The organism is uncultured Aureimonas sp. (assembly GCF_913775355.1).
Taxonomy (GTDB): Bacteria; Pseudomonadota; Alphaproteobacteria; order Rhizobiales; family Rhizobiaceae; genus Aureimonas.
In genome coordinates this window covers 1-13,566 of sequence record NZ_CAJYIU010000261.1, presented here as the reverse complement: position 1 = coordinate 13,566, position 13,566 = coordinate 1, and the positions used below count along the sequence as shown (strand labels likewise).

Sequence of the window (13,566 nt, the reverse complement as noted above, 5' to 3'; positions counted from 1 at the left end):
AGCGCTGCGACGACGCCTTCCGATCGTCGTCGCCGGCAGGAGATTACCGCATGCCCATGAACGCCCACGACATCGAAGCGATGATCAAGGACGCCATTCCGGACGCGACGGTCACGATCCGCGACCTTGCGGGCGACGGGGACCATTACGCTGCCGAAGTCGTAGCGGAATCGTTTCGCGGCAAGTCGCGCGTTCAACAGCATCAGATGGTCTACAGGGCGCTGCAGGGAAACATGGGCGGCGTCCTGCACGCCCTCGCCCTGCAGACGAGCGCTCCAAAGTAGGCATCCGATTCACGCGACCTTTAAAGCGCGACCCGGACATCGTATGTGAGCCGAGACGCACCATTGCCCGCCGGCTCGGCGGGCTCGACAAGACGGGATTTGGCCATGGCCGGCATCATCGACTGGATCGACAACGAGGTGAAGACGAACGACGTGGTCGTCTTCATGAAGGGCACGCCGGACTTTCCGCAGTGCGGCTTCTCCGGTCAGGTCGTCCAGATCCTCAACTACCTCGGCGTGCCCTACAAGGGCGTCAACGTCCTGAGCTCGGACGAGCTTCGCAGCGGCATCAAGGAATACGGCGGCTGGCCGACGATTCCGCAGGTCTACGTGAAGGGCGAGTTCGTCGGAGGCTGCGACATCCTGCGCGAGATGTTCCAGGCCGGCGAACTGCAGGACTTCATGGGCGACAAGGGCATCGCCCTGAACGCTTCGGCAACGGCGTCCTGATCGCCAGCCGCTTACCAAGACAGGCCCGCTCCCCCGAGCGGGCCTGTCTCGTTTGCGGTCCTGCCGCAGCGTTCGTCAGTCGACCTTGCTTTTTGTACCGCTCGGCTTAGAACGAACGCGACCAACGAAAGACCGGACCTCATGTCGAGCGCGCCCAAGACCGTGCGCGGGATTCCCTATTGGGAGCTCGTGACCCTGATCGCCTGCATCATGGCGCTGAACGCCGCGGCCATCGACATTTTCATCCCGGCGCTCACCAACATCACGCAGACGCTGGAACTGGCCAATCCGAACCACGCCCAGTTCGTCATTACCGCCTACGTGATGGGTTTCGGCATCTCGCAGATTTTCTACGGCACGCTGTCGGACCGCTTCGGCCGGCGGCCGGTGCTGCTGTTCGGCCTTTGCGTCTATGTCCTCGCGTCGGTCGCAGCCGTCTTCTCGACGAGCTTTGCCATGCTTCTGACGCTTCGCGCGATCCAAGGGATCGGTGCGGCCGCCACGCGCGTCATCGCGGTGTCGGTCGTGCGCGACTGCTTCGGCGGCGCGCGCATGGCGAGCGTCATGTCGCTCGTCATGATGATCTTCATGGCGATCCCGGTCATCGCGCCGAACCTCGGCCAGCTCGTCCTCTTCGTCGGCGACTGGCACGAAATCTTCATCGCGGTCGCAGCCTTCGGCACCTTCGTGACGCTCTGGACCTACTTCCGGCTGCCGGAGACGCAGCATCCCGAGGACCGGCTGCCGCTGACGATCGCGCGTGTCGGCCAGGCGTTCCGCGTCGTCGTCACCAACCGGACGGCCTTCGCCTACACGCTCTCGACCGCGCTCACCTTCGGCGTCCTCTTCGCCTTCATCAACCAGGCGGAGCAGATCTACGTCTCGATCTACGGCATGGGGCCGGAGTTCACGCTCTACTTCTCGGCCGCTGCGATCTTCATGGCCTTCGCGTCGTTCTGGAACTCGCGCCTCGTCGAGCGCTTCGGGATGCGGCACCTGTCGCATGGCGCGATGTGCGTCTTCCTCGGACTGAACGTCCTGCACCTCATCATTGCGCTTCTGAACGGCGGCGTGCCGCCCTTCGCGGTCTACCTGCCTATGACCATTCTCTCGCTCTGCATGTTCGGCTTCATCGGCACGAACTTCAACGCGCTGGCGATGGACCCGCTCGGCCACGTCGCCGGCACTGCCTCGTCGGTGCTGGGCTTCATGCAGACCTTCGGCGGCGGCGTCCTCGGCGGGATCGTCGGCTTCATGTACGACGGAACGCTGATCCCGCTTCTGATCGGCTACGTCGTCCTGTCGCTCGGCGCCTTCGGCTGCGCGCTCGTCGCCGAGAACGGCAAGCTCTTCAACGAGCGGCCGAGCCCGCGCGACGGCGGGCCCCGCGTCGTGGAACCGGCGGCGGCCGAGTAAGCCGCCGCCACACGCTTCAAGCGGTGATCTCGGGACCGACGAGGTCGCGGACGGCCTTCCAGGTCGCCGCGTCCGGGGCGGTCAGCAGGCCGCCCTCGACGTCGGTCGGCAGGTAGGACGAGCCGTCGAGCTTACGCACGTAGCCGCCGGCCTCCTCGATCAGAAGCGAGCCGGCGAGGTGATCCCAGGGCATGAGCTTCAGGTAGAACTGAAAGTGCACATGCCCCGAGGCCGCCAGGCGGTACTCGTGGGCGGCCGTGCGATAGTTCGCAAAGACCCGGATTTCGGCCATCCGCTGAAGGAGCTGCCGACGTTCCTCGCGCGGCAGGAAGCTCGACGATGCCACGCCGAACAGTTCCTCGACCGGAGCGGGCGCCGCGACCTGCAGGCGTTGGCGCTCGCCGTTCGGGCGAACGAGGTATGACCCGGCGCCGCGCTCGGCGATCATGAAGTCGTCGCCGAGCGGATCGTAGATGATGCCACCGATCGTCTGGCCCTTCGACACGACCGCAGCCATGACGCCGAACAGCGGCACGCCCATCGCGAAATTGGCCGTGCCGTCGATCGGGTCGACGATGATGGACAGATCCGCTTCGCCGATCTTCGCAAGCAGTGCCGGATCGGCCGCGACGCTTTCCTCGCCGACGAACAGCGCGTCAGGAAACGCGCCGCCGCAGGCCGCCTTGATGAAGCGCTCGGCGCTCTCGTCGGCCTCCGTCACGAGATCGATGGCGGACGTCTTTTCGCGGATGTCCCCCTCGTCCAGGCGCCGGAAGCGCGGCATGACCTCCGCCTTGGCGGCGTCGCGCAGGATGGTGGCAAGCGTGTCTATGTCGAAGGTCACGGTGTCTCGTCCGTTCGGGGCTGGAGGCTGGCGAAGTCGAAGAGCGCGGGATCGAGAAGATGGCTCGGGCGCACGTTGGCGAGTGCCCGGCTGATCGTCTCGCGGCGGCCCGGAAAGCGCGCTTCCATGTCCGACAGGAACGCCTTCATGGCGTTGCGCTGCAGCCCGTCCTGGCTGCCGCAGAGATCGCAGGGGATGATGGGGAAGCGCATGGCGCTCGCGAAGCGAGCGAGGTCGTCTTCGGCCGAGCGGATCAGCGGGCGCAGAACAAGAAGGTCGCCCTCGTCGTTCAGAAGCTTGGCCGGCATGGCGGAGAGCTTGCCGCCATGGAACATGTTGAGGAAGAAGGTCTCGAGACTATCGTCGCGATGATGCCCGAGCACCAGCGCCTCGCAGCCTTCCTCACGTGCGATACGGTAGAGATTGCCGCGGCGCAGGCGCGAGCAGAGCGAGCAGTAGGTCGCGCCCGTTGGCACCTTCTCCTTCACGATCGAGTAGGTGTCGCGATACTCGATGCGGTGCGCGATGCCGTTGGCCGTCAGCCAGTCCGGCAGGACGTGCTTCGGGAAATTCGGCTGCCCCTGGTCGAGGTTGCAGGCGAGAAGCTCGACCGGCAGAAGGCCCCGCCATTTGAGATCGAGCAGCAGGGCGAGCAGCGAATAGGAGTCCTTGCCGCCCGAGATCGCGACCAGCCAGCGTGCGCCGGGCCGCGCCATCGCATGCGTCTCGATCGTCTCGCGCATGTCGCGCAGCAGGCGCTTGCGCAGCTTCTTGAACGAGACCGAGTCGGGCGCATTCCGAAACAGCGGATGCGCGCCACCGGTGTCGGCTTCGTCAGCCGTCTCGTTGATCGGCTGGTTCGGAACGTCGTCCAGCATCGGGCCATGTCCTCGCTTCGGGCCTCGATTAACAAGGGCGGCCCCAAAACAAAAGGCCGCCCGGAGGCGGCCTTCGCATTCAATAGCTTTCGGCGAACCGATCAGCGCGAGTAGAACTCGACGACCAGGTTCGGCTCCATCACGACCGGGTACGGCACATCGCCGAGGCCCGGAACGCGCTGGAAGGTCGCGACCATCTTGGAGTGATCCGCCTCGATGTAGTCCGGCACGTCGCGCTCGGCGAGCTGGGTCGCCTCGATGAGGACGGTCAGCTGCTTCGACTTCTGGCGGACTTCGATCACGTCGCCGGCCTTGCAGCGATACGAACCGATGTTGGTGCGCACGCCGTTGACGTTGACATGGCCGTGGTTGACGAACTGGCGTGCGGCCCAGATCGTCGGAACGAATTTCGCGCGGTAGACGATCGCGTCGAGGCGCGATTCGAGCAGACCGACCAGGTTCTCCGAGGTATCGCCACGACGGCGGGCTGCTTCCTCGTAGGTCTTGCGGAACTGCTTCTCGGAGATGTCGCCGTAGTAGCCCTTGAGCTTCTGCTTCGCACGCAGCTGCGTGCCGAAGTCGGACATCTTGCCCTTGCGGCGCTGGCCATGTTGGCCCGGGCCGTACTGGCGGCGGTTCACCGGGGACTTCGGACGTCCCCAGATGTTCTCGCCCATACGGCGATCGATTTTGTACTTGGAAGACTCGCGCTTTGACATCGCATTTCCCAAAGGATGAGGCGCACGGACCATCCGCAACGCCAGGAAACGCGCCCTCCTTTATCCCGCCGTTTGGGGCGAGACCGACAGGGCTGCCGAACGAAGCGCACGGCGGCCCACGGGACACGTAAAATGAAACCGGCGGACCTTTCGATCCGCCGATGCGCTGTCCCTATTGGCCGAAGCCCGAGAAGTCAAGCCGACGCGGTCACTTGCGGGCGATGACCCAGATCGCGTGGACGATACCGGGGATATAGCCGAAGATCGTGAGAATGATGTTGATCCAGAAGTGCTTGCCGAAGCCGACCTCCATGAAGACGCCGACCGGCGGAAGGAGGATGGCGAAGATGATCTTGATCAGGTCCATGGATCGATCCGTTGGTTTCACGTCCGCCTGACGAACGATGATGCGCTGCAACCGTTCCGTTCGCGGGGCTGCCGCGTTCGATCCGGAGATCACATTCGCGCGCGCTAGCCAGAGATATTCGCGGATGCGGATCACGCACCTGCTCACCATCGCCACGCTGGCCTTTCCGACGGCAGCCGTCGCCGATCAGGGCTTTCTCGAACGGTTCGACGGGTCGTTCCGAGGAACCGGAAGCGTCCAGAGGGAGCAGGATACCTCGCCGCGCCGTGTGACTTGCCGGGTCGAGGGGCGCAGGTTTCGGCAAACCGGCTGCGGATCGCAGGGACCTGCCGGGCCGCCGTCATCGTGCGTCGCGAGATCGGCGCCGACATCCGCTTCGATCCGGCCAGCGGACGCCTCACCGGATCCTACACGGGGTCAACCAAAGGCGTCTCCCGCCTGACCAACGGTCGCCTGCAAGGCGACACGCTGACCTTAACCTTGACCTATCCGGCGACCGTTCATGGCGACCGGACCGCGACGATGACCATCCGAAACGCCGGCGGCGGCACGTTCTCGCTGGCGGTCACCGACGATGTCGACGGGACGACCCGCCGGACATCCGACATCACGCTCCGCCGCGGCTGATACGCTCAGGCCGCGAGCCCGAAGCCCCGGATCAGCGAGCGCGTCGCCGCGTCCGGCTCGCCTCGGGTGAAGATCGCACGGTCGGGACCGGTCGGAATGTCGCCCGACCGCGCGGGAAGAAGCGACAGCGCCCGACGGGCGATGGCTTCGGCGGGATCGAGCCAGTCCACCGGCCATGGTGCCGTCTTGCGCATGCGGTTGGCGAGGAACGGGTAATGCGTGCAGGCGAGCACGACGATATCGGTGCGCCGGCCATCGCGCTCGACGAAGCAGGGCGCGATCTCGGCCGCGACAGCCTCCTCCTCGACGAAGCCGTGGCGCATGTAGGTTTCTGCCAGCGCGGCGAGGCGTACGCTTCCGACGAGATTGACCTGGCACTTCGTCGCCCATTGCGTGATGAGATCGCGCGTGTACTGGCGCTTCACGGTACCGGGCGTCGCCAGGACCGAGACGAGCCCGGACTGCGTGCGTTCGGCCGCCGGCTTGATCGCCGGCACGGTGCCGACGAACTGCATGTGCGGGAAAGTCGCCCGCAGATCGCCGAGCACCAGCGTCGAGGCCGTGTTGCAGGGGATCATGCAAAGCGCTGGATCGTGCTCGGCGAGAAGATCGCCGAAGAGTCCCACGATACGGGACCGCAGAGCCTCCTCTTCCCAGTCCCCATAGGGAAATGCCGCGTCGTCGGCGACATAGATGAAGCGGCGCTCGGGCATCAGGACGCGCGCCTCGCGCAGCACCGTCAGCCCGCCGATGCCGGAATCGAAGAGAAGAACCGGTTTGTCGTTCACGGCTGGCCTTTCTCGATCCGGTATTCGAAGGCGCGCAGCACGCCGCGCAGCATCCGCACCTCGGCATCGGAGAAGCCAGCCCGCGTCAGCATGATCCGCAGATTGTGAACCATCGACTCCCGCTTTTCCGGCGGGAAGAAGAAGTTCGTCGTGTCGAGCGCGCTCTCCAGATGGTCGAAGAGGCGGTAGAGGTCTTCCTTGGCGGCGGGTACGACGTCGGGCGCCTGGAAGCGCGGCGCGGCACCCTCGTCGAGACCGGACTTCATCCACTCGTAGCTCACCAGAAGCACCGCCTGCGCGATGTTCAACGAGGCGAAGGCCGGGTTCACCGGAAAGGTCACGATCTCGTCGGCGAGGTCGACCTCCTCGTTGGAGAGGCCGAAGCGCTCGCGCCCGAACAAGACGCCCGCACCCTGCCCCGCCGTGATCCGGGCGCGCAACTCGCCGCCGGCCTCCTCCGGTCCGCGAACGGGCTTGATCGAGTAACGCGGGCGGGCGGTGGTGGCGAGGAGGTAGGTCAGGTCGGCTGCTGCCGCCTCGACCGTATCGAACAGCTGGACGGCGTCGATCACATGGTCCGCTCGCGAGGCGCTCGCCCTCGCCTTTTCGTTCGGCCAGCCGTCGCGCGGGTTGACGAGGCGCAGGTCGTCGAGGCCGAAATTGGCCATGGCGCGCGCCACCATGCCGATGTTCTCGCCGAGCTGGGGTTCGACGAGTATGATCGCCGGTCCGCCGGTCCGGTTCTCGTCGCTTCTGTTGGTGCCGGCCAAGTGCGCCCGTCCTCGCTGATCCGTGTTGGCCGGCACGATTATCCGAAGGAAGCGGCCCGCGCAAAGGCCGGCGCGGCTTTGCGCAGCAGGGGGGCGATGCTATAGGCGCGAGCACCGTGCCGGGGGCGCACAAGCCCCCATCATTCGAATGCGCTCGTCCCCTCCGGCCGGGCGCCTCGCAAGGGGAAGACAGCGATGGTGAAGATCAAGGTCGACAATCCGGTCGTGGAGCTCGACGGCGACGAGATGACCCGGATCATCTGGCAGTACATCAAGGACAAGCTGATCCACCCCTACCTCGACATCGATCTCGAGTACTACGACCTCTCGGTCGAGAACCGCGATGCGACCGGCGACCAGGTGACGATCGACTCCGCCAACGCGATCAAAAAGCATGGCGTCGGCGTGAAGTGCGCCACGATCACTCCCGACGAGCAGCGCGTCGAGGAGTTCAAGCTGAAGAAGATGTGGAAGTCGCCCAACGGCACGATCCGCAATATCCTCGGCGGCGTGATCTTCCGCGAGCCGATCATCATGAAGAACGTGCCGCGCCTCGTGCCGGGCTGGACCCAGCCAATCATCGTCGGCCGCCATGCCTTCGGCGACCAGTACCGCGCGACCGACTTCAAGTTCCCCGGCAAGGGCACGCTGTCGATCAAGTTCGTCGGCGAGGACGGCGAGACGATCGAGCACGAGGTCTACCAGGCGCCGTCGGCTGGCGTCGCGATGGCCATGTACAACCTCGACGATTCGATCCGCGAGTTCGCCCGCGCCTCGTTCAACTACGGCCTCCTGCGCGGCTACCCCGTCTACCTGTCGACCAAGAACACGATCCTGAAGGCCTATGACGGCCGCTTCAAGGACATCTTCCAAGAGGTGTTCGACGCCGAGTTCAAGGCCGAGTTCGACAAGAAGAAGCTGACCTACGAGCACCGCCTGATCGACGACATGGTCGCTTCCGCCCTGAAGTGGTCGGGCGGCTACGTCTGGGCGTGCAAGAACTACGACGGCGACGTCCAGTCCGACATCGTTGCGCAGGGCTTCGGCTCGCTCGGCCTGATGACCTCGGTGCTGATGACGCCGGACGGCAAGACGGTCGAGGCGGAAGCCGCGCACGGCACGGTGACGCGTCACTACCGCCAGCACCAGAAGGGTCAGGAGACCTCGACCAACTCCATTGCCTCGATCTTCGCCTGGACGCGCGGCCTCGCGCACCGCGCCAAGCTCGACGACAACGCCGAACTGAAGCGTTTCTCCGATACGTTGGAGAAGGTCTGCATCGACACGGTCGAGGCCGGCCACATGACAAAGGACCTGGCGCTCCTCATCGGCCCGGACCAGCCGTGGCTCTCGACCACCGGCTTCCTCGACAAGATCGACGAGAACCTGCGCAAGGCGATGGCGACGGCCTGAACCATCGACCAATTGGAAGAATGGAGCCGGCGCGTCTCACGCGCCGGCTTTTTCATGTCCCAGCGCGTGATGCCGTGCTTTCGCACGTTCCTCGACGACGGCTGATCTCAACTGGCTTGAAACCTGCTCGGTCACCATTCACGAGGGCAAGTTCTCATTAAGCGGGTCGCCCCTCGAACCTCTTAGCTCGAAAAAATTTGACGGCCTGAAACTCGGCGATGCTCGGGCGAAAATTGGGCGGTCTGGCAAAGATTTGGCCTGAAAAGTTCTCTACGCCCTTAAGCACCAGGCTTCGGCACTCAAGCGAACCGGAGGAGGAGACGACCAAATTATGACGACGACGAGGACGAGAAATCTGCCTCCGATCGAACGCGATAAAATCGCGGAACCGCACTCAAAATGATGCCGTTAGGGGTGTATCCATCATCAAGGAGTGCATCGAATGCATCGCATGATTTTCGCAGCCACCAGCGTTCTCCTTCTCTCCGGCGCCGCCGTTCAAGCTCAGCAGGCCGCCGTCGAGGTGGACGAGAACGTCATGCTCATGCCCTGGAACAAGTCCGTCGACGCCGTCGAGGGCGCCAAGGTGCTGAAGAGCGGTGACGGCGTCGAGCTCGGCGAAGTCGCGGCGGTGCTCGGCACCGACGCCAACACCCCTGTCGCCCTCGTCGTCGACTTCAAGGGCACGACCACCGGCTTCACGGGCTCCAAGGTGATCCCGATCGACCGCTTCTCGCCGGACGGCAACCGTCTGACGCTGACGACCTCGGCCGCCGAAATCGCGTCGTTCCCGAGCTACAACGGCTGACGAAAACGAAAAGGGCGCCGCGAGGCGCCCTTTTTGCTGACTTCGACCCGCAAGGCTGAGCGCTCAGGCCGCCAGCCTCGCTTCGATCGCCGCGATGGCCTGATCGGCCTTGTCCGCATCCGGACCGCCGGCCTGAGCCATGTCGGGGCGTCCGCCGCCACCCTTGCCGCCGATCGCCTCCGAGGCAGCACGGACGAGATCGACCGCGCTAATGCGCCCGCTGAGATCGGGCGTCACGCCAACGACCACGCTCGCCTTGCCGTCCGCGACGCCGACGAAGGCGACGACGCCCGAGCCAAGGCCGGCCTTCGCATCGTCGACCATGCCCTTCAGGTCCTTGGCGGCGACGCCATCCAGCACGCGGCCGAGGAAGGAAATTCCGCCGATCTCCTTCGGAGCCGACGAGGACGACGACCCGTCGCCAGCCAGCGCCAGCTTCTTTTTCGCTTCTGTCAGTTCGCGCTCCAGTCGCCGACGCTCTTCGACAAGCGAATCCACGCGATCCGCGATCTCGGCCGGGCCGACCTTCAGCGAGGCGGCGATCCGGCGGACGCGAGCATCCTGCTCCAGGAAATAATCCCGAGCTGCAGCGCCGGTCAGAGCCTCGACGCGGCGGACGCCGGCACCGACAGCGCTTTCCGAAAGGACGTGGACGAGGCCGATATCGCCGGTAGCGCGGGCGTGCGTGCCGCCGCACAACTCGATCGAATAAGCGGCCTTGGGGCTGCCCTCCTTGGCACCTCCCATGGAGACGACGCGGACCTCGTCGCCGTATTTCTCGCCGAAGAGCGCCATGGCGCCGAGCGCGATGGCGTCGTCGACCGCCATGAGCCGGGTTTCGACCGGTGTATTCTCGCGGATCACGTCGTTGGCGAGCGCCTCGATCCGGGCAAGTTCCTCCGCTTCCACGGGCTTGGGATGCGAGAAGTCGAAGCGCAGACGGTCGGGCGAGACCATCGAACCCTTCTGCGCGACATGGGTGCCGAGCACCTCGCGCAGGCCCTCGTGCAGGAGGTGCGTGGCCGAGTGGTTGGCGCGGATCCGCGTCCGCCGCTCGTGGTCGACGACCAATTCCAGCGGCGCGCCGACCTTCAGCGTACCATCGGAAACCTTGCCGCGATGGATGAAGAGACCGTCGGCCACCTTCTGGGTGTCGGTGACAGTGAAGAGGACGCCTTCGCCCTTCATCGTTCCCGTGTCGCCGACCTGACCGCCGGACTCGGCGTAGAACGGCGTCTGGTTGAGGACGACCGCGACCTCCTCACCCGCTGCCGCGCTCCCGACTTCCTTGCCCCCCTGCACCAGCGCGCGGACTTGTGCCTCGGCTGTCTCGGTGTCGTAGCCCAGGAACTCGGTGGCGCCTTCGCGCTCGCGGATCGAGAACCAGATCGTCTCGGCCGCCGCCTCGCCCGAACCTGCCCAGCTCGCGCGAGCCTCGGCCTTCTGACGTTGCATCGCGGAGTTGAAGGCATCGAGATCGACGCCGACGCCCCTCGCACGAAGCGCATCCTGCGTCAGATCGAGCGGGAAACCGTAGGTGTCATAGAGCTTGAAGGCCGTCTCACCATCGAGCATGTCGCCCTGGCCGAGCGAGCCCGACGCGTCGTTCAGAAGTGACAGGCCGCGGTCGAGCGTGACGAGGAAGCGCTTTTCCTCGAGCTTCAGCGTCTCGGAGATCAGCGCCTCGGCGCGGGTCAGTTCCGGGTAGGCGCGCCCCATCTCGGCGACCAGCGTCGGCAGGACCTTGTAAATCACCGGCTCGCGCGCGCCGAGCAGCTTCGCGTGGCGCATGGCGCGGCGCATAATGCGGCGCAGGACGTAGCCGCGGCCCTCGTTCGAGGGCAGCACGCCGTCGGCGATCAGGAAAGCGGTGGCGCGCAGGTGGTCGGCGATCACGCGGTGCGAGGCGAGCGCGTCACCCTCGGCCCGCGACCCGATGGCCTCCTCGACGGCCGCGATCAGGCGGCGGAACAGGTCGGTTTCGTAGTTCGAGGTCACGCCTTGCAGGATCGCGGCCATGCGCTCGAGACCCATGCCGGTGTCGATCGACGGACGCGGCAGGTTCAGCCGCTCGCCGGGCGACACCTGCTCGAACTGCATGAAGACGAGGTTCCAGAACTCGAGGAAGCGGTCGCCATCCTCGTCCGCCGAGCCCGGCGGTCCGCCCCAGACGCTCTCGCCCTGGTCGTAGAAGATTTCAGAGCAGGGGCCGCAGGGCCCGGTCTCGCCCATGGTCCAGAAGTTGTCGGAGGTCGGAATGCGGATGATGCGATCATCGGAGAAGCCCGCAATCGACTTCCACAGCTTCGCCGCCTCGTCGTCCTCCGAATAGACGGTGACGAGAAGACGCGACTTGTCGAGCGCGAACTCCTTGGTGACGAGATTCCAGGCGAGGCTGATCGCCTCCTCCTTGAAATAGTCGCCGAAGGAGAAGTTGCCGAGCATCTCGAAGAAGGTGTGGTGCCGGGCGGTATAACCGACATTGTCGAGATCGTTGTGCTTGCCGCCAGCCCGCACGACCTTCTGCGCGGTCGTGGCGCGCGTGTACGGGCGCTTTTCCAACCCCGTGAAGACGTTCTTGAACTGCACCATGCCGGCGTTCGTGAACATCAGCGTCGGGTCGTTGCGCGGGACCAGCGGCGAGGACGCGACCGGTTCGTGGCCGTTCTTCGCGAAATACTGGAGGAACGTCGACCGGATCTCGTTCACGCCGCTCATGGGAAACCTTCAGGGCTTGGATAGGATCGCAGCGCAGGAACGCCGCAGCGCCAGCCTTTTAACGAGGGGCCGAAACCCTGTCCATGCTCGCGCGCGACGACCCGGGCGCGATGCGCAACCGCCATGGCGATCGAGCTATCCGCAGACGCTCAGAGACGGATCACGAGTTCCATGCGATCGGCGGGGAAGCGCGATCGCAGGGCCTGGACCGGGCGATCCTCGGCATCGACGTCGATGGCGCTGGAGATCAGCACGATGCTGTCGGGCGGCAGATCCAGATGCGCCGCATCGGACGGATGCACGCGCTCGGCCGTGATTCGGGTTTCCAGCCGCCGGTAGTCCGGCAATCCGTGTCGCCGCAGAGCCTCGGTGATGGATCCGGTCTCGGCATAGTCGCGCACAATGTTGGGAAAGCGATCGGCCGGAAAATAGCCGGTGGAGACCGAGAGCGGCAGGCCGCTGGCGACCGAAAGGGTGTCGAGGCGGGCCAGCGCCGCGCCGATCGGGCAGTCCAGCATAGCGGCCAACGCCGGATCCGCGCGCACCGTCTCGGATCGGATCAGTCGCCCGGCGGGCCGCTGGCCCTGCGCCGTGACGTTCTCGGAAAATCGGGTTCGGGGGCCGACCGGATAGGCAAGACGCGGTGCGGGTGCGTTGACGAAGGTGCCGCGTCCCCGCTCCGACCGGAGAAGCCCCTCGGCCGCGAGCGACTGGATGGCGCGGCGAACGGTGTGCCGGTTGACCGCATATCGCTCGGCAAGTTCCGTCTCGGGCGGAAGCTGTTCGGCGACCGAGCCGTCGGCGATGCTGGCGCGGATGCGGTCCGCCACGCGTCGCCAGCGTGTCACCCCCTCGTCCGCATCGTTCATTCCGGCCGGCTCCATTCGACACTGCGCCGCCGTCATAGAGGTGTCACCATCGCGGCGCTATACCTGACCCGTCCAGATCGGTAGTCTAGACAAATAGACAACCGGAAGCGGGTCGTACATGATGTTTGAAACCCTCACCCCCCCGAATGCACGATCCGATGATGCCCGCAAGCGCGCCATGAACGCGCTGGCGCTGGCGCCTCGCGGCTTTCTGAAGGAACGCTTCGCCGGGTTCGCGAACGACGTGCCCATGGCAATGCCCGTTCGCGGTCCGGAGGTCGGCCTTATCATGCTGCGCGGCCGGGCGGGCGGCGGCGGTGCGGCGTTCAACCTCGGAGAGGCGAGCGTCTGCCGCGCCACGGTGCGGCTCGCCACGGGTGAAGTGGGGCACGCGATGATCCTCGGCCGCGACGCCGAGACAGCCGGCATCGCCGCTCACCTCGACGCCCTCTGGCAGACCGATGCCTGGCGCAACCGGATCGAGGCCGAGGTCGTGACGCCAGCACTCGCCGCCGACGCCAAGGCGCGGGAGCGCCGGGCCGAGGAGACGGAAGCCACACGCGTCGATTTCTTCACCGTCGCCCGGGGCGAGGATTGAACGCCATGTCCGCTGCG

15 protein-coding genes are annotated in these 13,566 nt (G+C 65.6%); 7 read left to right on the top strand and 8 right to left on the bottom strand.

Annotation, left to right across the window (positions count from 1 at the left end):
* Positions 1-50: 50 nt before the first annotated feature.
* The 3 genes from QZ753_RS15790 (at position 51) to QZ753_RS15780 (ending at position 2,150) form a co-directional block, all read left to right on the top strand.
* Entirely contained in the window at positions 51-284 is a 234-nt protein-coding gene (locus QZ753_RS15790; RefSeq protein WP_294644955.1) for a BolA family transcriptional regulator, read from the top strand.
* 105 nt (positions 285-389) lie between these two features.
* The gene (grxD, locus tag QZ753_RS15785; protein WP_294644954.1) at positions 390-734 is read left to right on the top strand and encodes a Grx4 family monothiol glutaredoxin; all 345 of its coding nucleotides are present in this window, start codon (positions 390-392) and stop codon (positions 732-734) included.
* A gap of 60 nt (positions 735-794) precedes the next feature.
* Entirely contained in the window at positions 795-2,150 is a 1,356-nt protein-coding gene (locus QZ753_RS15780; RefSeq protein WP_294644956.1) for a multidrug effflux MFS transporter, read from the top strand.
* A gap of 16 nt (positions 2,151-2,166) precedes the next feature.
* Here QZ753_RS15780 and QZ753_RS15775 read toward each other — a convergent pair whose 3' ends face one another.
* The 4 genes from QZ753_RS15775 to QZ753_RS15760 all read right to left on the bottom strand — a co-directional run bounded on the left by QZ753_RS15775 (position 2,167) and on the right by QZ753_RS15760 (position 4,958).
* Entirely contained in the window at positions 2,167-2,994 is an 828-nt protein-coding gene (locus QZ753_RS15775; protein ID WP_294644952.1) for an inositol monophosphatase family protein, read from the bottom strand.
* Positions 2,991-3,872, bottom strand: a complete 882-nt coding sequence (ttcA, locus tag QZ753_RS15770) for a tRNA 2-thiocytidine(32) synthetase TtcA (RefSeq protein WP_294644951.1) — start codon at positions 3,870-3,872, stop codon at positions 2,991-2,993. The genes QZ753_RS15775 and ttcA overlap by 4 nt, the downstream gene beginning before the upstream one ends.
* Before the next feature lie 101 nt (positions 3,873-3,973).
* Positions 3,974-4,591 (bottom strand): 30S ribosomal protein S4, encoded by a 618-nt coding sequence (rpsD, locus tag QZ753_RS15765; protein ID WP_090959598.1) that lies wholly within the window; start codon positions 4,589-4,591, stop codon positions 3,974-3,976.
* A gap of 208 nt (positions 4,592-4,799) precedes the next feature.
* Positions 4,800-4,958: a YqaE/Pmp3 family membrane protein gene (locus QZ753_RS15760; RefSeq protein WP_294644948.1), complete on the bottom strand. Its 159-nt coding sequence runs from the start codon at positions 4,956-4,958 to the stop codon at positions 4,800-4,802.
* Between the two features lie 345 nt (positions 4,959-5,303).
* Between QZ753_RS15760 and QZ753_RS15755 the strand changes: the two genes are divergently transcribed.
* A complete protein-coding gene (locus QZ753_RS15755) occupies positions 5,304-5,585 on the top strand; it encodes a hypothetical protein (RefSeq protein WP_294644946.1) in 282 nt (93 codons plus the stop codon).
* Positions 5,586-5,590: 5 nt separating this feature from the next.
* Here the strand turns inward: QZ753_RS15755 and murI are convergent, their stop codons facing one another.
* Positions 5,591-6,373: a glutamate racemase gene (murI, locus tag QZ753_RS15750; protein WP_294644945.1), complete on the bottom strand. Its 783-nt coding sequence runs from the start codon at positions 6,371-6,373 to the stop codon at positions 5,591-5,593.
* Complete coding sequence (locus QZ753_RS15745) at positions 6,370-7,143, bottom strand: RNA methyltransferase (RefSeq protein ID WP_294644944.1); 774 nt, start codon at positions 7,141-7,143, stop codon at positions 6,370-6,372. The genes murI and QZ753_RS15745 overlap by 4 nt, the downstream gene beginning before the upstream one ends.
* 195 nt (positions 7,144-7,338) lie before the next feature.
* Here QZ753_RS15745 and QZ753_RS15740 point away from each other — a divergent pair, with 195 nt between their 5' ends.
* Together QZ753_RS15740 and QZ753_RS15735 are read left to right on the top strand one after the other, a co-directional pair.
* The gene (locus QZ753_RS15740) at positions 7,339-8,556 is read left to right on the top strand and encodes an NADP-dependent isocitrate dehydrogenase (RefSeq protein WP_294644943.1); all 1,218 of its coding nucleotides are present in this window, start codon (positions 7,339-7,341) and stop codon (positions 8,554-8,556) included.
* 442 nt (positions 8,557-8,998) lie between these two features.
* The gene (locus QZ753_RS15735) at positions 8,999-9,364 is read left to right on the top strand and encodes a hypothetical protein (protein WP_294644941.1); all 366 of its coding nucleotides are present in this window, start codon (positions 8,999-9,001) and stop codon (positions 9,362-9,364) included.
* 63 nt (positions 9,365-9,427) lie between these two features.
* Here QZ753_RS15735 and alaS read toward each other — a convergent pair whose 3' ends face one another.
* Together alaS and phnF are read right to left on the bottom strand one after the other, a co-directional pair.
* On the bottom strand, positions 9,428-12,082 hold the full coding sequence (gene alaS / locus QZ753_RS15730; protein WP_294644939.1) for an alanine--tRNA ligase: 2,655 nt from the start codon (positions 12,080-12,082) through the stop codon (positions 9,428-9,430).
* A gap of 149 nt (positions 12,083-12,231) precedes the next feature.
* Complete coding sequence (gene phnF, locus QZ753_RS15725; RefSeq protein WP_294644937.1) at positions 12,232-12,951, bottom strand: phosphonate metabolism transcriptional regulator PhnF; 720 nt, start codon at positions 12,949-12,951, stop codon at positions 12,232-12,234.
* Between the two features lie 118 nt (positions 12,952-13,069).
* On the opposite strand from phnF, the gene phnG reads away from it, so the two are divergent.
* A complete protein-coding gene (gene phnG / locus QZ753_RS15720) occupies positions 13,070-13,549 on the top strand; it encodes a phosphonate C-P lyase system protein PhnG (protein WP_294644935.1) in 480 nt (159 codons plus the stop codon).
* The last annotated feature ends 17 nt before the right edge of the window (positions 13,550-13,566 follow it).

What these genes read in the sequence shown, in the direction of transcription:
- QZ753_RS15790 (WP_294644955.1), top strand. Translation starts at nt 51, where the DNA reads ATGCCCATGAACGCCCACGACATCGAAGCGATGATCAAGGACGCCATT.
- grxD (WP_294644954.1), top strand. Translation starts at nt 390, where the DNA reads ATGGCCGGCATCATCGACTGGATCGACAACGAGGTGAAGACGAACGAC.
- ttcA (WP_294644951.1), bottom strand. Translation starts at nt 3,872, where the DNA reads ATGCTGGACGACGTTCCGAACCAGCCGATCAACGAGACGGCTGACGAA.
- rpsD (WP_090959598.1), bottom strand. Translation starts at nt 4,591, where the DNA reads ATGTCAAAGCGCGAGTCTTCCAAGTACAAAATCGATCGCCGTATGGGC.
- QZ753_RS15760 (WP_294644948.1), bottom strand. Translation starts at nt 4,958, where the DNA reads ATGGACCTGATCAAGATCATCTTCGCCATCCTCCTTCCGCCGGTCGGC.
- QZ753_RS15740 (WP_294644943.1), top strand. Translation starts at nt 7,339, where the DNA reads ATGGTGAAGATCAAGGTCGACAATCCGGTCGTGGAGCTCGACGGCGAC.
- QZ753_RS15735 (WP_294644941.1), top strand. Translation starts at nt 8,999, where the DNA reads ATGCATCGCATGATTTTCGCAGCCACCAGCGTTCTCCTTCTCTCCGGC.
- alaS (WP_294644939.1), bottom strand. Translation starts at nt 12,082, where the DNA reads ATGAGCGGCGTGAACGAGATCCGGTCGACGTTCCTCCAGTATTTCGCG.
- phnF (WP_294644937.1), bottom strand. Translation starts at nt 12,951, where the DNA reads ATGAACGATGCGGACGAGGGGGTGACACGCTGGCGACGCGTGGCGGAC.
- phnG (WP_294644935.1), top strand. Translation starts at nt 13,070, where the DNA reads ATGATGTTTGAAACCCTCACCCCCCCGAATGCACGATCCGATGATGCC.